The organism is Rhodoferax sp. GW821-FHT02C08, from assembly GCF_059421805.1.
Genome location: NZ_JBWKVR010000002.1, coordinates 282,627 through 301,730 on the forward strand (window position 1 = coordinate 282,627; position 19,104 = coordinate 301,730).

The 19,104-nt window shown below is 61.8% G+C and carries 21 protein-coding genes; 10 read left to right on the plus strand and 11 right to left on the minus strand.

The annotated features are described in order from the left end of the window. Positions 1 to 74: 74 nt before the first annotated feature. The gene (locus AC07VY_RS03555) at positions 75 to 545 is read left to right on the plus strand and encodes an Lrp/AsnC family transcriptional regulator (RefSeq protein WP_495096322.1); all 471 of its coding nucleotides are present in this window, start codon (positions 75 to 77) and stop codon (positions 543 to 545) included. A gap of 192 nt (positions 546 to 737) precedes the next feature. Further along, a complete protein-coding gene (locus AC07VY_RS03560; protein WP_495075604.1) occupies positions 738 to 1,046 on the plus strand; it encodes a BON domain-containing protein in 309 nt (102 codons plus the stop codon). Between the two features lie 108 nt (positions 1,047 to 1,154). On the opposite strand, the gene AC07VY_RS03565 is transcribed toward AC07VY_RS03560, so the two are convergent. From AC07VY_RS03565 to hppD, 5 genes are read right to left on the minus strand one after another with little or no spacing between them, the layout of a single operon-like run. Beyond that, positions 1,155 to 2,405: an amino acid aminotransferase gene (locus AC07VY_RS03565; protein ID WP_495096323.1), complete on the minus strand. Its 1,251-nt coding sequence runs from the start codon at positions 2,403 to 2,405 to the stop codon at positions 1,155 to 1,157. A gap of 9 nt (positions 2,406 to 2,414) precedes the next feature. Next, entirely contained in the window at positions 2,415 to 3,119 is a 705-nt protein-coding gene (locus AC07VY_RS03570; RefSeq protein ID WP_495096324.1) for an SDR family oxidoreductase, read from the minus strand. A gap of 1 nt (position 3,120) precedes the next feature. After that, complete coding sequence (gene phhA, locus AC07VY_RS03575; RefSeq protein ID WP_495096325.1) at positions 3,121 to 4,008, minus strand: phenylalanine 4-monooxygenase; 888 nt, start codon at positions 4,006 to 4,008, stop codon at positions 3,121 to 3,123. Beyond that, complete coding sequence (locus AC07VY_RS03580; RefSeq protein ID WP_495096326.1) at positions 4,005 to 4,346, minus strand: 4a-hydroxytetrahydrobiopterin dehydratase; 342 nt, start codon at positions 4,344 to 4,346, stop codon at positions 4,005 to 4,007. The genes phhA and AC07VY_RS03580 overlap by 4 nt, the downstream gene beginning before the upstream one ends. Then, positions 4,343 to 5,431 (minus strand): 4-hydroxyphenylpyruvate dioxygenase, encoded by a 1,089-nt coding sequence (gene hppD / locus AC07VY_RS03585; RefSeq protein WP_495096327.1) that lies wholly within the window; start codon positions 5,429 to 5,431, stop codon positions 4,343 to 4,345. Before hppD ends, AC07VY_RS03580 begins: the two co-directional genes overlap by 4 nt. 262 nt (positions 5,432 to 5,693) lie before the next feature. On the opposite strand from hppD, the gene AC07VY_RS03590 reads away from it, so the two are divergent. Then, positions 5,694 to 6,293: an SIS domain-containing protein gene (locus AC07VY_RS03590; protein ID WP_495096328.1), complete on the plus strand. Its 600-nt coding sequence runs from the start codon at positions 5,694 to 5,696 to the stop codon at positions 6,291 to 6,293. A gap of 107 nt (positions 6,294 to 6,400) precedes the next feature. Here the strand turns inward: AC07VY_RS03590 and AC07VY_RS03595 are convergent, their stop codons facing one another. Continuing rightward, positions 6,401 to 7,744: an MFS transporter gene (locus AC07VY_RS03595; protein ID WP_495096329.1), complete on the minus strand. Its 1,344-nt coding sequence runs from the start codon at positions 7,742 to 7,744 to the stop codon at positions 6,401 to 6,403. A 166-nt stretch (positions 7,745 to 7,910) separates the two neighbouring features. On the opposite strand from AC07VY_RS03595, the gene cyoA reads away from it, so the two are divergent. From cyoA to AC07VY_RS03630, 7 genes are all read left to right on the plus strand, one after another. Further along, the gene (gene cyoA, locus AC07VY_RS03600; protein ID WP_495096330.1) at positions 7,911 to 8,984 is read left to right on the plus strand and encodes a ubiquinol oxidase subunit II; all 1,074 of its coding nucleotides are present in this window, start codon (positions 7,911 to 7,913) and stop codon (positions 8,982 to 8,984) included. A gap of 87 nt (positions 8,985 to 9,071) precedes the next feature. Further along, positions 9,072 to 11,075, plus strand: coding sequence for a cytochrome o ubiquinol oxidase subunit I (cyoB, locus tag AC07VY_RS03605; RefSeq protein ID WP_495096331.1), 2,004 nt, complete (start codon positions 9,072 to 9,074; stop codon positions 11,073 to 11,075). After that, positions 11,068 to 11,703, plus strand: coding sequence for a cytochrome o ubiquinol oxidase subunit III (cyoC, locus tag AC07VY_RS03610; RefSeq protein ID WP_495075594.1), 636 nt, complete (start codon positions 11,068 to 11,070; stop codon positions 11,701 to 11,703). The genes cyoB and cyoC overlap by 8 nt, the downstream gene beginning before the upstream one ends. Continuing rightward, the gene (gene cyoD / locus AC07VY_RS03615) at positions 11,700 to 12,119 is read left to right on the plus strand and encodes a cytochrome o ubiquinol oxidase subunit IV (protein ID WP_495075593.1); all 420 of its coding nucleotides are present in this window, start codon (positions 11,700 to 11,702) and stop codon (positions 12,117 to 12,119) included. Before cyoC ends, cyoD begins: the two co-directional genes overlap by 4 nt. A 2-nt stretch (positions 12,120 to 12,121) precedes the next feature. Further along, the gene (locus tag AC07VY_RS03620; protein WP_495096332.1) at positions 12,122 to 12,913 is read left to right on the plus strand and encodes an SURF1 family protein; all 792 of its coding nucleotides are present in this window, start codon (positions 12,122 to 12,124) and stop codon (positions 12,911 to 12,913) included. An 8-nt stretch (positions 12,914 to 12,921) separates the two neighbouring features. Next, positions 12,922 to 14,253 (plus strand): ATP-binding protein, encoded by a 1,332-nt coding sequence (locus AC07VY_RS03625; protein ID WP_495096333.1) that lies wholly within the window; start codon positions 12,922 to 12,924, stop codon positions 14,251 to 14,253. Next, positions 14,243 to 14,779, plus strand: coding sequence for a response regulator transcription factor (locus tag AC07VY_RS03630; RefSeq protein WP_495096334.1), 537 nt, complete (start codon positions 14,243 to 14,245; stop codon positions 14,777 to 14,779). The genes AC07VY_RS03625 and AC07VY_RS03630 overlap by 11 nt, the downstream gene beginning before the upstream one ends. A gap of 54 nt (positions 14,780 to 14,833) precedes the next feature. On the opposite strand, the gene AC07VY_RS03635 is transcribed toward AC07VY_RS03630, so the two are convergent. The 5 genes from AC07VY_RS03635 to AC07VY_RS03655 form a co-directional block, all read right to left on the minus strand. Then, on the minus strand, positions 14,834 to 16,039 hold the full coding sequence (locus AC07VY_RS03635; RefSeq protein ID WP_495096335.1) for a DUF2252 domain-containing protein: 1,206 nt from the start codon (positions 16,037 to 16,039) through the stop codon (positions 14,834 to 14,836). Positions 16,040 to 16,164: 125 nt separating this feature from the next. Next, a complete protein-coding gene (locus AC07VY_RS03640; RefSeq protein WP_495096336.1) occupies positions 16,165 to 16,518 on the minus strand; it encodes an H-NS histone family protein in 354 nt (117 codons plus the stop codon). Positions 16,519 to 16,662: 144 nt separating this feature from the next. Continuing rightward, positions 16,663 to 17,577, minus strand: a complete 915-nt coding sequence (locus AC07VY_RS03645; protein ID WP_495096337.1) for a helix-turn-helix domain-containing protein — start codon at positions 17,575 to 17,577, stop codon at positions 16,663 to 16,665. 124 nt (positions 17,578 to 17,701) lie between these two features. Next, positions 17,702 to 18,064 carry a helix-turn-helix domain-containing protein gene (locus AC07VY_RS03650; RefSeq protein ID WP_495096338.1) on the minus strand — a complete coding sequence of 121 codons (363 nt, stop codon included), beginning with the start codon at positions 18,062 to 18,064 and terminating at the stop codon, positions 17,702 to 17,704. Next, entirely contained in the window at positions 18,061 to 18,897 is an 837-nt protein-coding gene (locus AC07VY_RS03655; RefSeq protein WP_495096339.1) for an alpha/beta fold hydrolase, read from the minus strand. The genes AC07VY_RS03650 and AC07VY_RS03655 overlap by 4 nt, the downstream gene beginning before the upstream one ends. Between the last annotated feature and the right edge of the window lie 207 nt (positions 18,898 to 19,104).

The following is a 19,104-nucleotide window of genomic DNA, read 5'->3' on the forward strand; positions in this document are numbered from 1 at the left end:
CGCGGTAAGTGTTTGCGTTCTTTGCCTCGTTTCCCCTACTTCGCGAAAGGATCTTGCGCAGATACAGTGAATACATGCTGGATAAGTTTGACCTCACCATCCTCGATGCCTTGCAGGCCAATGCACGGCTGACCAATGCCGAGCTGGCCCAACGCGTGGGCTTGTCGGCCGCACCCTGCTGGCGGCGCGTGCGGGCGCTGGAGGAGGCTGGCTATATCCGCGGCTACCGCGCCGAGATCGACCGCCACAAAATCGGCCTGGACGTACTGGCCTTTGTGCGGCTGGACGCGGTGCAAAACAGCGGCCCGGCGCTGCAGGGGCTGGAGGAGGCGATACGCAACATCCCCGAGGTGGTGTCCTGCCACTACATCAGCGGCACCGGCACCTTCGAGCTGCAGGTGGTGTCGCGCGACCTGAATACCTTCAGCCAGTTCGCCCGGCAGGTGCTGGTGAATTTGCCCAATGTGAAGGACCTGCACACCAGCTTTTCATTGGGCGAAGTGAAGGGCCATGGCGTATTGCCGCTGGGGCATCTGGTTTCATAGGCTTTTTAGGCCTCTAGCGCAGGTAATCTCTGCGCTGATAGCTATCCATTTCATAGCATTTCAAATGCCTAGGGTTTCACCCTAGATTGCAGATGTAATACGGCTCGCGCGCTGTCGCAACACAAAACATGGCCTGGCTTGGGAAGATCACCCCATCGCACTGAAAACGGTGCCACAACACAAGGATCCACCATGACACGCACTTTCAACCGCATTGCCGCTTCCGCCCTGTTCGCACTGGCTGCGGGTGCCTTCCTGCCGGCCCATGCCGCCGCCAATACTGCCGACCTGGCCGGTGCCGTGCAATCCGCGCTGGACAGCAGCATGGGCGACGCTGCCAAGAAGGTGACCGTGACCGCCGAGGGCAGCACGGTGACTCTGCACGGCTGGACCCAAGGCCCACGTGAAGAGTCCAAGGCACGCTATGTAGCCAGCCAAGTACCTGGCGTGGTGAATGCCTACAGCACCGTCCGTACCTTCTCCAACGACAGCAACGATTGATGCCACGGCGGCTCCCGCTGGAGCCGCAATGGGCGCGACCGGATGCGGTTTGAAACGCCGGTCTTGGGCCTGTCCCCTGGTACCCAGCGGTACCCGACAAGCCCAAGATTAGCCAGACTGCATCAGGCCGCGCCTATGGGTTTCTTTTTGCCATGTCCGATTTACTGCCCCTCGATGCACGGCCGCTATCGCGCTAGCCACTCGGTCCAGGTTGGCTGCATTCAAGCCCGAGATGCACAAGCGGCCTGAATCCACCAGGTAGATGGCGTGTTCTTCACGCAAGCGCTGTACCTGCTCCGCGCGCATATTGGTATAGCTGAACATACCGCGCTGGCGCAGCAGATAGTCGAAATCCCCTCCACCCAACTTGCGGGCCAGCGCAGCATGCAATTGCACGCGCAGGCCCCGAATGCGCTCGCGCATGGCCGACACTTCACAGGCCCACGAAGCCCTCAGCCCCGGATCACCGAGGACTTGGGCCGCAATCTGTCCACCATGGGCCGGAGGACTGAAGTAGTTTTGGCGTACGGTGAACTTCAGTTGCCCCAGCACGCAGTCAGCCTGCTGCGGGTCGGCGCACACCACGCTGAGAGCTCCACAACGCTCGCCATACAAACCCATGCTTTTGGACAAGGTATTCGCCACCAAAAAAGGGATGCCCGCCTGGGCCAGCAGCCGCACGGCAAACGCGTCTTCTTCAATGCCCTCGCCAAACCCCTGGTAAGCCAGGTCCAGAAATGGAATCAAGCGATGCGTCTGGATGATCGGCACCAGTTCTTCCCACTGGGCGGGGCTCAGATCCACCCCGGTGGGGTTGTGGCAGCAGGCATGCAGCAGCACGACACTGAAAGGGGGCAGCGACCGCAAGGCGGCCGACATGGCGTCAAAGCGTAGCCCGTTTACGGGGTCGTAATAGGGATAACTTCCCACCGCGATGCCCGCGCTTTCAAACAGGCTGTGGTGGTTGTCCCAGCTGGGGTCGCTCAACCACACGCCGCTGGACGGAAACCATCGCCGAATGAACTCGGCGCCCGCCTTGAGGCCGCCGCTGGAGCCCACCGTCTGGATGGTGGCCACCCGGCCACTGGCCAGCGCTTCATGCCCCTCACCGAAAAGCAAGGCCTGCATGGCGTGGCGGAAGTTGGCCGCCCCTTCCATCGGAAGATAGGGTTTGGGCCGTCGGGCGGCCGCGATCTGTGTTTCGGCTTGGTGCACCGCGTCCTGGGCCGGCACGCGCCCTTCCTCGTCGCAATAAATGCCTATCGACAAATTCACCTTGTGGGGTCTGGAGTCCTTTTGAAAGCTTTCATTCAGACTGAAGATGCGGTCGCCCGCGAAGGCCGGGATATGTTGGAACATGGCAGGCCTTCAGCTCAATCCGGTCACGGGCAAGGCCGCTCCGTGCACTGCGCTGGCCGCGTCCGACGCCAGGAAAGCCACCACGCTGGCCAGCGCCTTGGGGGCCACCCAGCGCGTGGGATCTGCATCAGGCATCGCCGCCCGGTTGTCCGGGGTGTCGAGGATGGTGGGCAGCACGCAGTTGACGTTGATGTGCTGCTCGCGCAGTTCTGCGGCCATGGTTTCCGTCAGGCGGATGACACCGCTTTTGGCGCTGCAATAAGCCCCCATGTAGGCGGCTCCGCGCTGGGCAGCGTAGGCACCCACATTGACGATCTTGCCACCACCGTGCTCCAGCATATGCGGCACCACGGCGCGGGCCATATTCAGCAGCGTACGGATATTGATGTCCTGCACGAAGTCCCATGTACTGGCCGGAGTGGCATGCACCGCGTCGCCCATGCGAAAGCCGCCGGCCAGGTTGCACAGCACATCAATCCGTCCGAAGCGGGCCATAGCGGCCTGCATGGCGGTTTGCACCTGCTCAAGGTCCAACAGATTGGCCGGCGCAAACAGGCGGCCGTCGCCCTCCAGGCCATAGCGCGACTCCAGATCTTCGCGCCGCATGTCAAGCAGCACCAGATTAGCGCCGCTGTTGGCGAATACGTCCGCCACGGCGCGCCCCAGGTTGCCAGCGGCACCGGTCACCATCACGGTGCTACGGGATGCCTGCATATCAGTGCGCTCCTCGTTTGGCCTGGTGGTAGCTGCCGGTGCCATGTGTCAGCACCAGGTCGCCGTCCAGCAACTGGCCTGGTTGGCATTCGGGCAGTCCTTGTATCTGGGCGTACAAAGGGCCAAAGTCGATGTGGGCCAGCTCCAACAGCTCATCCAGGTTTTGGATGACGAAATAGGTTTCCTGGAAATCGTCGATGCGGTAGTGGGTGCGCATGACGCGCGGCAGATCAAAACGCACGCGGTTGGGTGATGCGCTGTCCAGCGAAAAAACGCTCTCCGACGAAGACGATGCAATGCCCGCGCCATAAATGCGCAAACCATCTTTTTGCTGCACCAGGCCAAACTCCACCGTATACCAGTACACGCGCGCCAGCTTGTCCAGCACGCCCAGCTTCTGCGCCCGCAGCCCGCCCACACCATAGGCCTGGATGTAGTCGGCAATCGTGGGATTCATCAGCATGGGCACATGGCCAAACACGTCGTGGAACACGTCGGGTTCTTCCAGATAGTCCAGCTCGTGCGGCTTGCGGATGAACTGCCCCGCCGGGAAACGCCGGTTTGCCAGATGTTCGAAGAACACCTCGTCGGGTACCAGCCCGGGCACCGCCACCACTTGCCAGCCGGTACGCTGCATCAGCACTTCGCTGAGCCGCCGGAAATCGGGTATCTGGTCCGCGCCGATGGACAGGTCGCGCATGCCCTGCACAAACTCATCGCAGGCGCGGCCGGGCAACAGCCGGGTCTGGCGCTCGTAAAGGGTTTTCCAAGTGGCGTGTTCTTCGGGACTGTAGTTGTCCCAGCCTTGGTCTATGGTCCAGTCGACCCGCTCGGGAGGGTGGGCGTCACCTGCGGCCAAGCCATGTTTGGTATTCGAAGTTGGGTTCATGCTGGTAGATGAGAGGTAAAGCCTAGGTAGGCCGCATCCGCATGGCGTGCCAGCGCCAGGTCGCGTTGCGACAGTCCTTGCACGTCGTGCGTGGTGAGGGTGATTTCCACCCGGTTGTACACATTGCGCCACTCCGGGTGGTGGTCGCACTTTTCGGCCACCACAGCGAGCTGGGCCATGAATCCAAAAGCTGCAGCAAAGTCCGCAAAGACGAACTCGCGCACCATCAGGCCGCCACGCTCGGTACTGAAGCGCCAATGTTGGAATTCAGGCTGCCATTCGCCAAATGTCTGCGGGTCTAATTTGTGCACGGCACTTACGTCAGGGCTGGCTTTCATGCGGTTTCCAGCGCGCCGCGGCGAATCTGGTCGCGCTCCAGCGACTCGAACAAGGCCTTGAAATTGCCCTCGCCAAAGCCCTCGTCCCCCCGGCGTTGGATGAATTCAAAAAACACCGGTCCCAGCTGGGTCTGCGAAAAGATCTGCAGCAGCAGGCGTGGAGTCCCGCCCTCAGTGCTGCCGTCCACCAGGATGCCCCGGGTTTGCAGGGCGCCCACGTCCAGGCCGTGGCCGGGCAGGCGGCTGTCCAGCATTTCGTAATACACCTCGTTGGGCGCCGTCATCAGCGGCACACCGGCCAAGGCCAGTTTGTCCACAGCCGCCAGCAAGTCGTCGCAGATGAGGGCGATGTGCTGTATGCCTTCACCGTTGAACTTCATCAAATATTCTTCAATCTGCCCGCCCCCCTGGCGCGACTCTTCATTGAGCGGGATACGGATCTTGCCGTCCGGCGCAGTCAGGGCCTTGCTGGTCAGGCCGGTGTATTCGCCCTTGATGTCGAAGAAGCGTATCTCACGAAAGTTGAACAGGCGCTCGTAAAAATCGGCCCAGAAAGCCATGCGACCACGGTAGACGTTGTGTGTCAGGTGGTCGATCAGCTTCAGACCGTGGCCCACCGGGTGGCGGTCTACACCGTCGATGAAGTTGAAGTCGATGTCATAGATGGACTTGCCATCTTCATACCGGTCTATCAGGTACAGCGGCGCGCCGCCTATGCCCTTGATGGCGGGTAGGTTCAGCTCCATGGGGCCGGTGGGGATTTCGATCGGCTGCGCACCCAGCTCCAAGGCACGGCGGTAGGCGTGGTGCGAATCTTTCACGCGAAACGCCATGCCGCAAGCGCTGGGACCATGTTCCGCCGCGAAATAACCAGCCACACTCTTGGGCTCGCGGTTGACGATGAAATTGATGTCGCCCTGGCGGTACAGCAACACGTCTTTGGAGCGGTGTGTCGCCACCAGCGTAAAGCCCATGTGCTCGAACACCGACTCCAGCAGGCCCGGCGTGGGCGAGGCGAACTCTACGAATTCAAAGCCCATCAGGCCCATCGGGTTGTCGAATAAATCTCCTGCTGCTGTATGCATGACGTAGCTCCTTGAACACGGTTTTGAAAAGCTTGATTGTGGAGATTTGGACGTGCAGGTGCTCTGCAAATTGCCCCCGCATAGCGCCTGAAAACACATATTTCATGCGTAATTTTTCAATATTTTGAATATTCAATCATCCGTATCGTCAAGTACGCATTTTTTTGCACTGCAACACGGCACAGACACCCTCCAGTCTCGTAGGACCTTCCCACACCGCGCCGCACCAGCGGTATAGTCCAGCGCCACCACCGGAAAGCCCATGCAAAACCACATCACATCCAGCCTGAACGAGGCCCAGGCAGCACTAACCGCACTGCTGAGCAACCCAGCGGCGCTGGCCACCATCGAAGATGCGGCCCGGTTGCTGATACGCGTGTTCGAAAACAAGGGCCGCGTGTATTCCTGCGGTAATGGCGGCTCGATGTGCGATGCCATGCACTTCGCCGAGGAGCTGACCGGCCGCTACCGCCTGGACCGCCCCGGCCTGGCCGCCACCGCGATCAGCGACGCAGGTCATATGACCTGCGTCGGCAACGACCTGGGCTACGAGCAGGTGTTCTCGCGCTATGTCGAGTCCCATGGCCGGCCCGGCGACTGCCTGGTGGCCCTGAGCACCAGCGGCACCAGCAAGAACGTGGTACGCGCCGCCGCCGCCGCCCGCGCACTGGGCATGGAGGTCATCATCCTCAGTGGCAAGCGCAGCGAAGCGCTGGAGGCCCTGAGCACGGTCTATATCTGCACACCCGGTGGTCAGTTCGCCGACCGGGTGCAGGAACTGCATATCAAGGTGCTGCACATCCTGATCGAGCTGATTGAGCGAAAGCTGTTTCCACAGAACTACGCCAGCGCTGCGGCCTGACTTTTATAGCTACAAAAAATATAGCTGCTAGTGCAGTTAATTTCTGCGCTAGCAGCTATTTTTGTGCTTGAACCGAGCGCAGTGATGGCGCCCAGTTCGTATGCCCCTCAATCGCGGTCGGCCAGCACCCTGTTGACGCGCAACGCGGCCAGGGTACAGATCGCGCCCGACAGCAGATAAATGCTGACATAAGCCAAGCCAAAGCGCGCCGACAAGCCCAATGCCACCAAGGGTGCAAAGGCGGCACCTATCAGCCAAGCCATGTCGGTCGTGAATGCCGCTCCGGTATAGCGGTACTTGGCGCTGAAGTTGCTGGTCATAGCACCTGCTGCCTGGCCATACGACAAGCCCAGCAGCGCAAAGCCGATCAGGATGAAGGCATCCTGCATGGCCGGGCCGCCGTCCAGCAGAATGGGCGCAAACACGCTGAACACCGCAATCAGGCAGGCCAGCAGGCCCAGGGTGCTACGTCGGCCGATACGGTCGGCGATCAAGCCCGAGGCGATCACACCGACGATGCCAATGGCGCCGCCGAAGATCTGCACCAGCAGCACGCTGTTCACCGGCTGGGAGGCATGCAGGTTGATCCAGGACAGCGGGAACACCGTCACCAGGTGGAACAGTGCGTAGCTGGCCAGCGCAGCAAACGCGCCCAGGAACACGTTGTAGCCTTCGGCGCGCACCAGCTCGATGGTGCCGGCAGGTTCCAGCTCGCGGTCTTCCAGCAGGCGGGTGAACTCATCGGTCACCACCAGTTGCAGGCGCGCAAACAAGGCCACCACGTTAATGGCAAAGGCCACGTAGAAGGGGTAGCGCCAGCCCCAGTCCAGGAAGTCCACCGAGGACAGGCTGGAGTGCAAATATAGATACAGGCCACTGGCGGCCATGAAGCCGATAGGCGCGCCTAGCTGGCCCAGCATGGCGTACCAGCCACGGCGGTTTTTCGGTGCATTCAGCGCCAGCAGCGAGGGCAGACCGTCCCAGGAGCCACCCAGTGCAATGCCCTGCAAAAAGCGCAGCACCGACAGCATCACGATGGCGGTAAAGCCCAGGCTGGCATAGCCCGGTAAAAACGCCATGCCCGCGGTCGAGATACCCAGCAGGAACAGCGCCGTGGTCAGCTTGACACCACGCCCCCAGCGCCGCTGGATGGCCATGAACAGGGCCGAGCCTATGGGGCGTGCAATGAATGCGAAGGAAAAGATGATGAAGGAATACAGCGTGCCTTCCAGCCGTCCATCGAACGGGAAGAACACCGAGGGGAACACCAGCACCGAGGCCAGGCCGTACACAAAGAAGTCGAAGTACTCGGAGGTACGTCCTATCACCACACCCACAGCGATGTCGCTGGGGGCCACGTGTCCCTGATTTTCGGGACCAAGAGTATGGGCTGACGACTCCGAAGTGCGTATTGGCGTGGAGGGATATTCTTGCGCGATGCTTGGCACCATACTTGCTCCTTGCTATATTGAAGCGGCGCGAAGGACGGGTGTAGCCAGATCGCGCCGTTAGAGACATGTTGCCACAGGCATAGGACAAAATGTCCCAGTTCATGGCTCCATATATCAGGGAAAATACTTAACCCTTTTGTGTTCTCGCTTTTTCTACCTGCCTGGCATGCCATCACTCAAAAAACTCCGCGCACTGCTTCTGTTGCCGGCCATCGCTCTGCTGGCCGGATGTAAAGCAGTACTCATGAGCCCGTCCGGCGACATCGCCGTACAGCAACGGGACCTGATCATCGTCTCCACCCTGTTGATGCTGGTGATCATCGTCCCGGTGATCATCCTGACGCTGTTGTTTGCCTGGCGCTACCGCAAAAGCAATACCGAAGCCACCTACGACCCCGAGTGGCACCACTCCACAAAGCTGGAACTGATGATCTGGGGCGCACCGCTGCTGATCATCATTGCCCTGGGCGCCATCACCTGGATCAGCACCCACACGCTGGACCCCTACCGCCCGCTGCAGCGCCTGGACGCCGACCGCGTGATCCCCGCCGACGCCAAACCCCTGGTGGTGGAAGTCGTGGCGCTGGACTGGAAGTGGCTCTTCATCTACCCCGAGCAAGGCATTGCCGTGGTGAACGAGCTGGTGGCACCGGTAGACCGCCCCATCAGCTTCAAGATCACCGCCTCTTCGGTAATGAACTCCTTCTTCGTGCCCGCGCTGGCCGGCCAGATCTACGCCATGCCAGGCATGGAAACCAAGCTGCACGCTGTGATCAACAAGGCGGGTGAATACGAAGGCTTCTCGGCCAACTACAGCGGTGCCGGTTTTTCGGGCATGCGCTTCAAGTTCCATGGCGTGAACGAAGCCGATTTCGAGCAGTGGGTCAAGACCGCCAAGGCTGGTGACGGTGGCGCGCTGGGCCGCGACGCCTACCTGAAGCTGGAACAACCCAGCAACCGTGACCCGGTGCACCGCTATGCCTCCGTGTCCGAAGACCTGTATGACGCCATCCTGAACCGCTGCGTGGAAAGCAACCGCATGTGCATGAAGGACATGATGGCCATCGATGCCCAGGGCGGCGTGGCCGGACCGGAAGGCAAGTACAACATTGCCTCAATGGATGCCGCGACCCGTAGCCGCATTGGTGTGGACGCCACCAACCGCAAATATGTGGGCGCCATGTGCACGGTCAATGATCCTCTGGGCACGACGGCTAGCGCCACGACCCAGCCGATCTGAGGCATAGCCCAGCCAGTTCTTTCTCTCCGCGCCGCTCATACCGGCATTTCGGCCTGAGCCGTTTATTTTTTGGCATCCGGAATCACGATGTTCGACAACCTCGACCTAACAAAGCTCATATTCGGCCGTCTCACCTGGGACGCCATTCCATTCCACGAGCCGATTCTGCTGGCCACCTTTATCGCCGTGGCGATCGGTGGCGTGGCAGTGCTGGGCGCGCTGACCTATTTCCGCCTCTGGGGTTACCTCTGGCGCGAGTGGTTCACCAGCATCGACCACAAACGCATCGGCATCATGTACGTCATCCTCGGCCTGGTGATGCTGCTGCGCGGCTTTGCCGACGCGGTGATGATGCGTGCACAGCAGGCTTTGTCTTTCGGTGACAACGCCGGCTTCCTGCCGCCGCACCATTACGACCAGGTGTTCACCGCCCACGGCGTGATCATGATCTTCTTCGTGGCCATGCCCCTGGTGACCGGTCTGATGAACTTCGTGGTGCCGCTGCAAATCGGCGCACGCGACGTAGCCTTCCCGTTCCTGAACAACTTCAGCTTCTGGATGACGGCCAGCGGTGCCGTGCTGGTGATGATGTCGCTGTTCGTGGGCGAATTCGCCCGCACCGGCTGGCTGGCCTACCCGCCGCTGTCCGGCCTGCTCTATAGCCCCGACGTGGGGGTGGATTACTACATCTGGTCGCTGCAAATCGCCGGCGTGGGTACGCTGCTATCGGGTATCAACCTGCTGGCCACCATCGTGAAGATGCGCGCACCCGGCATGAAGATGATGAACATGCCCGTGTTCACCTGGACCGCACTGTGCACCAACGTGCTGATCGTCGCCGCATTCCCCATCCTGACCGCCGTGCTGGCACTGCTGTCACTGGACCGCTATGTCGGCACCAACTTCTTCACCAACGACTTCGGCGGCAACGCCATGATGTACGTGAACCTGATCTGGATCTGGGGCCACCCCGAGGTTTACATCCTGGTGCTGCCGGTGTTCGGCGTGTTCTCCGAAGTAGTCGCCACTTTCTGCAGCAAGCGTCTGTTCGGCTACGCCTCCATGGTCTATGCCACGGTCGTGATCACCATCCTGTCCTACCTGGTCTGGCTGCACCACTTCTTCACCATGGGTTCGGGGGCCAGCGTCAATTCGTTCTTCGGCATCACGACCATGATCATCTCCATCCCCACCGGGGCGAAGATCTTCAACTGGCTGTTCACCATGTACCGTGGCCGCATCCGCTTTGAAGTCCCCATGCTGTGGACCATCGGCTTCATGATCACCTTCGTGATCGGGGGCATGACCGGCGTGCTGCTGGCCGTGCCTCCAGCCGACTTCGTGCTGCACAACAGCCTGTTCCTGATCGCCCACTTCCACAACGTGATCATCGGCGGCGTGTTGTTCGGCTTGATGGCCGGCATCACCTACTGGTTCCCCAAGGCCTTCGGCTACAAGCTGGATTCGTTCTGGGGCAAGTGCTCGTTCTGGTTCTGGTTCATCGGCTTCTACTTCGCCTTCATGCCGCTGTATGTATTGGGCCTGATGGGTGTGACCCGCCGCATGAGCCACTTTGAAGACCCCTCGTTGCAGATCTGGTTCCAGATCGCGGCCTTCGGCGCGGCACTGATCGCCATCGGCATTGGCTGCTTCCTGATCCAGCTGGTAGTCAGCTACATCCGCCGTGAATCGCTGCGCGACCACACCGGTGACCCATGGCAAGGCCGTACGCTGGAATGGGCGACCTCCTCGCCACCGCCCGCCTACAACTTCGCCTTCACCCCCGTGGTGCATGACAACGACGCCTGGTGGGACATGAAAAAGAACGGCTATGTTCGCCCCACGGACGGCTTCATTGCCATCCACATGCCCAAGAACACCGGCGCTGGCGCCATCCTGGCAGGCCTGAGCACGGTATTTGGCTTCGCGGCAATCTGGCATATGTGGCCGTTGGCCATCCTGGCCTTCCTCTCCCTGGTGGTCGCCACGATCGTGCATACCTTCAACTACAAACGTGACTACCACATCAGCGCGGACGAAGTCGTCCGTACCGAAGCCGTCCGTACCCGTCTGCTTGCCCAACATGTCTAACACCACCGCCCACACCTCCGCCGCAGGCGCGTCGGACAAATACCGCTACTACCTGCCCAACGAGCACCACGTCGAGAACAGCACGGCGCTGGGCTTCTGGATCTACCTGATGAGCGACTGTCTCATCTTCGCCTGCCTGTTCGCCGTGCACGCGGTAGTGGGCCGCAGCTACGCGGCCGGCCCTTCGGGCGCCGAGCTGTTCGATCTGCCCCTGGTGGCGGTCAACACCTCCATGCTGCTGCTGTCCTCCATCACCTATGGCTTTGCCATGCTGGAGATGCAGAAGAACAAGGTCAGCGCCACCCTGGGCTGGCTGGCCATCACCGGCCTGTTCGGCGCGGTCTTCATCGGCCTGGAGCTGTATGAATTTGTGCACCTAATCCACGAAGGCGCAGGCCCGCAACGCAGTGCCTTCCTGTCCTCGTTCTTCACGCTGGTCAGCACCCACGGCTTGCACGTGACCTTCGGCATCATCTGGCTGATCACACTGATGGTGCAGGTCGGCAAGTACGGCTTCACCGCCGCCAACCGCCGCCGCCTGATGTGCCTGTCCATGTTCTGGCACTTCTTGGACGTGGTCTGGATTGGCGTATTTACCTTTGTCTACCTGATGGGAGTGCTGGCATGAGCGCACACAACGATAGCCACACCGATACCCACATTTCCCACGCTCACGGCGCAGACGACCATGGCCACGGCCATGACGACGGTGCAGCGCACAGCACTTTCGGCGGCTATATGACCGGCTTCGTGCTGTCCATCATCCTGACGGCGATTCCGTTCTGGCTGGTGATGGCCAAGGTCTTCGACAAGCCCGCCACCACCGCCTTTGTGGTGCTGGGTTTCGCCGCCGTGCAGATCGTGGTGCACATGGTGTACTTCCTGCACATGAACACCAAGTCCGAAGGCGGCTGGACGCTGCTGGCACTGATCTTCACCGTCATGGTCGTGGTCATCATGCTGGCTGGCTCGCTGTGGGTGATGTACCACCTCAACCACAACATGATGCCCGTCTCCGCACATGAAATGAAGAACATGCCTTGAGCATGGCGATACACACCACCGCAGCGCCCGGACGTGGTCCGCGCCCTGCCGGGGCCCTGGCCGCGCTCGCACTGTGCGCGGCCTTTTTATTTGTCGGCTTCCTGGCACTGGGCACCTGGCAGATCGAACGCCGCGCCTGGAAGCTGGACCTGATAGCCCGAGTGGAACAGCGTGTACATGCCACGCCCACGCCAGCCCCCAGCCAGGCGCAATGGCCGCAGGTCAATGCCGCCGCCGATGAATACCGCCACGTGACGCTAAGCGGCCGCTACCTGCACGACAAGGAAACCCTGGTACAGGCCAGCACCGTGCAAGGCACCGGCTTCTGGGTGCTGACCCCTTTGCAGCTGGCCGACGGCAGCCTGGTTCTGGTGAACCGGGGCTTTGTGCCGCCCGAGGCACGCGAACGCGCCAGCCGGCGCGATGCCGGGCCGCAGGGCAACACCATAGTCACCGGGCTGCTGCGCCTGACCGAGCCCGGCGGTGGATTTCTGCGCCGCAACAATGCCGCTGACGGCCGCTGGTACTCGCGCGATATACAGGCGATTGCAGCCGCCCGTGGCCTGGCGCCGGTCGCCCCTTATTTTGTGGATGCGGACGCCCAGCCTGGCGACTCAGCCAGCGCTGCGACCCTGCCGGTGGCGGGGCTGACGGTCATCAACTTCCACAACAGCCATCTGGTGTACGTGCTCACCTGGTACACCCTGGCCTTGATGGTGGCGGGTGCCAGCTGGTTCGTGGGGCGCGTAGAGTGGAAGCTGCGGCGCGCAGCAAAGGGTGTTGCGCTATCCTGACTCTCGCCATGAAGCCCGCCCCCACCAGTATCAGTCCCGCACCCGCCAGCAGCGCCGAACTGGACGACAGCGCAGACATCATGAACATGCAGCAGCTGATACAGCTGCGCTGGTTTGCCGCCTTTGGCCAGGTGGCCACCATCTCCATCGTGCACTACGGCTTCGGCATCCATCTGCCGCTGCAGCCCATGCTGGCCGTGCTGGGCTGCCTGCTGCTGTTCAACCTGACCAGCCTGCTGTACTGGCGTACCCACCGCGATGTGTCCAACGGCGAGCTGTTCATTTCCCTGCTGGTTGATGTGGGTACGCTGACGGCCCAGCTCTACCTCAGCGGCGGCGTCAGCAACCCGTTTACTTTTCTGTATCTGCTGCAGGTCACGCTGGGTGCTGTGCTGCTGCGCACCTGGGCCACCTGGACCATGGTGGCGATTACCGCGGCCTGCTTTGCGGGCCTGGCCGTGTTCGCCCAGCCCCTGCCGCTCCCCATGGCACACGACCTGGGCCTGTACAGCCCCTACGTGGAAGGCATGCTGGTCTGCTTTGCGCTGAACGCCATCCTGCTGGTGGTGTTCATCACCCGCATTGAGCGCAATCTGCGCCAGCGTGACGCGCGCCTGGCCAGCCTGCGCCAGCGCGCCGCCGAGGAAGAACACATCGTGCGCATGGGCCTGCTGGCATCCGGCGCCGCGCATGAACTGGGCACGCCGCTGGCCACGCTGGCGGTCATCCTGGGCGACTGGAAACGCATGCCTACCTTCACCAACGACCCGGAGCTGCTGCAAGAGGTCGGCGAAATGCAGGCCCAGGTAAAGCGCTGCAAAAGCATCGTCAGCGGCATCCTGCTGTCGGCCGGCGAGACCCGTGGCGAAGCGCCCGCGAAGACCTCCATCTGCACCTTTCTGGACGAACTGGTAAGGGAATGGCGCGCCACCCGCTCGGCCACGGCCCTGGTCTACGACAATCAGCTGGTGCAAGACTTACCCATGGTTTCCGACTCCACCATCCAGCAAATGGTTTGCAATGTGCTGGACAACGCCTTTGAGGCCTCGCCCCGCTTAGTACGCCTGGAAGCCTCTTGCGATGAAGAGACCTTGACCCTGCGCGTCACCGACGCCGGCCCCGGCTTCCCGCCGGCCATGCTGGAGCATGTGGGCAAGCCCTACCAGTCCACCAAAGGACGCGCCGGCAGCGGCCTGGGCCTGTTCCTGGTGGTCAACGTAGCACGCACCCTGGGCGGCACGGTGTCGGCCAGCAACCCATCGATAGGTGGTGCCGAAGTCCGCATCCGCCTGCCGCTCTCGTCCATTGTGTTGCAAGGGGGCACCGCACATGTCCACTGAGCGCCAGTTGCTGATCATCGAAGACGACGCCGCCTTTGCCCGCACGCTCAGCCGCTCCTTCGAGCGCCGGGGCTACCAGGTACGGCAGGCCAGCAGCCTGGAAGAGGTCAGCACCCTGCTGCAAACCCACACCCCCGGCTATGCGGTGGTGGACCTGAAGCTGAATGGCGATGCCTCCGGCCTCGCCTGCGTACAGATGCTGGCCACCCACGACCCGACCATGCTGATCGTGGTGCTGACCGGCTTTGCCAGCATCGCCACCGCAGTGGAGGCCATCAAACTGGGCGCCTGCCACTACCTGGCCAAGCCGTCCAACACCGACGATATCGAGGCCGCCTTCGAGTCCACCGCCGGCAATGCCGAGGTGCAGCTGACCAACCGCGCCAGCACCCTGAAAACCCTGGAGTGGGAGCGCATCCACCAGACCCTGGCGGAAACCGGCTTCAACATCTCCGAGGCCGCACGGCGCCTTGGCATGCACCGCCGCACCCTGGCGCGCAAGCTGGAAAAGCAGCAGGTCAAATAAGATTTGCTACCAAATAAATAGCAGCCTGCGCAGGTATCTTCTGCGACGGCAGCATTATTTCCATACACGGAAAGCGCCGTCCGCATAGGCCTGGGCATAGCGTTGGTAGTCACGCTGCACCTGCTTGCTGCAGTCCGCAGCGGCCTCCAGCAGCTTGGTCTGCCACTTGCGGCCCTGGGCAAAGGCGATGAGTTCGTCGGCCGTGGCCGAACCCTGCCGTCCGCCGCTGCGCAGCTGGCCCCAGGCCACGATCTGGCCCATGGTGGCCATCACCTTCTGGATATCGACCAGCGACTGCCGGGCGCGATCCAGGCTGACCCTGTCTTCGGTGGGCTGCAGCCCGCGCAGCACATAGGAGGTGCGCCCCCGCACCACGGGCTGCAAAAACGCCATGGACACCGCCTGCACGCGCCGCTGCAGTTCCACAATGCGCGCCGCCTGTGATGGCCAGGCCGGCTGTGCACAGGGCACAACCGCCTGCAGAGCCGAGGGCAGGGCCTGCTTCAGGTCCAGCAGGTAGTTGCCGTCTGGCGAACCCTTGCCCTGCACCAGCACTGCGTAGCGCTCCACGCCCAGGCTGCCGGTGCCGGCCACACGGCGTGCCACGTCCAGCACCTTGTAGAAGTGGGGTTCGGCCTGGGTCGCCGCGAAGGCGGCCATCTGCTCATTGACCTGCGCCCGCTGCTCACGGCTGGCGGGCAGGGTCTTTTTGCGGCCACCCTTGAATGTGCGCTTCTTGCCGGTCACCGGGGCATAGGCATCCAGCAATTCCGGGCGCTGGCGATTACGCAGTCCGTCCAGCAGGTCGCCCACCAGACCGCGCGCAGTTTGCGTTTCCACCCAATAGGCTTTGCCCTGCGACAGGGTGCTGACGTAGCTGTGCAGAAAGCCCTCGCACAGCTGCTGCGCCTCGTCTGCGCGCAGGTCCAGGCTGTGCGCGCCCACCTGCAGGCTGGTCAGCATGCGCACCAGGTCCCAGCTGGCGGGCGCCAGAATGGCTTCGTCGAAGTCATTCATGTCGAAATACGCCAGCCGGTTATCGCCCTTGTAGCTGCCGAAGTTCTCAAAATGCAGGTCGCCGCAAGACCACACCGGCGGCGCCGACTTGAACACCCCCTTGCACGCCAGCTGCTGGTAGAACAGATGGCAGCTACCGCGCAGAAAGACAAATGCATCGGCCTGCATCTTGTCGTACTTGATCTGCAGGCGCTCGGGCTCGCGGCCTGCATTGAAGTCCAAAATCTGCTGCACTACATCCATGCGGCCTCCCATCCATCCACACAGGCGCTACAAAAACAAGAGCAGCCAGCGCAAGTGATACCTGCGCCAGAGTCTTATTTTTTATAAATCATTGCGCCAAAGAACTGCAGGTGCAGGCAGTGGGATCAGGACTTCACCAGCAGGTCTTCGGCCGTCTTGCCGCTTTCCAGCGCGGCCTTGAACCAGCCAGGGCGCTTGCCGTGCCCGGTCCAGCTATGGCCCGCTTCGTCCCGGTACTTGATGACACGCTCGGCCTTGGGCTTGGCAGCCGCTTTTGCTGCCGGGTCCACGGCCTTGCGCCGCCCCCGTGTTTTGGCGGCAGGCTTGGCGCCAAAGAGATCGTCCACGGTCAGGCCGTAAAAGGCGATGGCACTTTGTATGCGCTCAATCACGCCGCCGACTTCTTTTGCACGGATCGCAGTTGCTTCTTTTTGAAGTTTGTCAATTTGACGCTGAATGCTTGCCAAAGTTTTTGCCATGAAGATTTCCAAGGTAACGTCGTTAACAGACTGGAACCACCGCTGCGGTGGCGTAGAGACAATCTAACCTCTTTTTATTCCAGCGTCCGCATTTTCGCGCCAAGTTGGCCGCCTTGCGCAAAAAACCGGCAATCGCAAGCGCGATTAACCGTGCCTCCGCCGCCAAGTGCCCGGCGGCGTGCCTATGTGTTGGGTGAAGACCCGGGTGAAATGGCTCTGGTCGGCAAAGCCGCAGCCAGCGGCAATATCGGCCAGTGACTGTGCGCCTTGCGCGAGGAGTTCGCAGGCCATGTCCACGCGCTGCTTCATCAGCCACTGGTGCGGCGTCTGGCCCAGGGTGTCGTGGAAGGCGCGGATGAAATAGCTGCGTGACAAACCGCAGGCCTGGGCGATGTCGCTGACCGACAGCTTGCCGTCCAGACTGCCCAACAGCATCTCCTTGGCGCGCGCCTCGTGCTGCCGCGACAAGCGCCGGTTCGGGCGCAGCGGGCGCGTCACCGCACCGCCGTACCGCTCAATCAGGTAGGTGCCTATGGCCACGCTCATCTGGTCCACAAACAGCGTGCTGGCTTCATGCGGCCGCGCCAGCGTGGGGGCCATGGCGCGAGCCAGGTTGGCCAGTACCGGGTCGTGCATGCCGGTCACACACTCCAGGCCGGTGACACGCCGGCCGTCACGCTCATCGGTAGCGCTGTCGAAAAATTCACGCGAAATCTCTACCAGCAAAAAGTCGAATGGCCCTTGCAGATCGGCCCGGTAATCGTCGGCAAAATTCCGCACATACACCGCGCTGGCTTCAAACTCGTGCGAGGAGGTATGGTGCCCATGGAAGATGCGGCGGCGGTGGCCCCCGTTCAACGAGATGCCTACTAGGTAACCGCGGTCGCTGGCCGGGGTGAAGACGGGGCTCAGGCCGGGGTTTTCGACGCGTTTACGGTAGAAGCGCGCCCCCGCGCCGGCCAGCTCCTGGTCCTGGTGCAGCCGGCTGGCCACGCAACCCAGGGAGTCCTTGGCTTGTACCAGGGGCGGCGGCACAGCGGGCGCATGCTCAAGCCGCATTGCGCGCCTTTGAGCTCAAGCGGGTGAACAGACCGGAAGAGAGTTGAACAAACATAGGTATTTGCACGGTAGCACTTTTTAGTGGCAAGCGGCCACACAACCGGCCGTGGCGGGTGGGTATCGCCTAGCGCGGAGGAACGCCCATCACGCGACGGAAACTGCGCGAGAAATGGCGCACGTCCTTGAAGCCGCATGCGGCGGCAATGTCGGCCAGCGACATATCGCTCTGCAGCAACACCACCGACAGCGCCAGCCGGTGCTGCAAAGCCCGCTGCTGCTGCGGCATGCGGCCAAGGTAGGCAGTGCCCACCTGCGCCAGCACATGGGTTTGCAGCGCCCGCAGCAATTGCCCAATGAACGGGCTGTCGATGGGATACGGAGCCTCCAATGCCGCCAGCAGGGCCTCCACCAAAGCCTGCAGAATGGCCTCATGCTCCTGCTCCGGCAATGTGGGCGCCCCCGGTGGCAGGGACGCCTGGCGTATCACGACTGCACAAAAGCCAGCAAGTCTGGATTGATCACGTCGGCCTGGGTGGTCAGCATGCCGTGGGGGTAGCCTTGGTAGACCTTGAGTGTGCCGTTCTTCAAGAGCTTGGCAGCCTTCAGGGCGGAGTCCGCAATCGGTACGATCTGGTCGTCATCGCCGTGCAGGACCAGCGTGGGCACGGCGATCGCCTTCAAGTCCTCGGTTTGGTCGGTTTCCGAGAAGGCCTTGATACCCTCGTAGTGCGCCTTGGCGCTACCCATCATGCCTTGGCGCCACCAGTTCTGGACCACGCCCGGATAAACCTTGGCCCCCGGGCGGTTGAAGCCGTAGAACGGCCCTGCAGGCACATCCAAGAACATCTGTGCACGGTTCTCGGCCACGCCCTTGCGAAAGCCGTCGAACACTTCCATGGGCAGGCCCTCGGGATTGCTGGCCGTCTTCAGCATCAATGGCGGGACCGCACTCACCAGCACCGCCTTGGCAGTGCGGCCGCTGGGCTGACCGTGCTTGGCGACGTAGCGCGCGACCTCGCCCCCGCCGGTGGAGTGACCGATGTGGACCACGTTCTTCAGGTCCAGCGCCTCCACCACCGCAAAGGCATCGGCAGCATAGTGGTCCATGTCGTGACCCTCGCTGACTTGGGCCGAGCGCCCGTGGCCGCGCCGGTCGTGCGCGACGACGCGGTAGCCATGCTGTAGGAAGAACAGCATTTGCGCATCCCAATCGTCACTGGACAATGGCCAGCCATGGTGGAACATGATCGGCTGCGCGCTTTTGGGGCCCCAATCTTTGTAGAAGATCTGGACGCCGTCTTTGGTCGTAACACTGGACATGCTTGAAATATCTCCGAGGGTTGCTGCAGCGGCTCCTGCTGCGGTTGAGAAAAGAATGGAGAAGGGCAAGGACCTAGTACTGCACCCCGGAAGTAACGAAACATGAAAGCGCGTCTTCGTCCCCATGGCGTCGTTGCAAACCTTGCGAAGGCGTACAGCCTTCGCTGCGGCTTGCGCCTAACCCTGAGAACGAATCCATCACTTTCA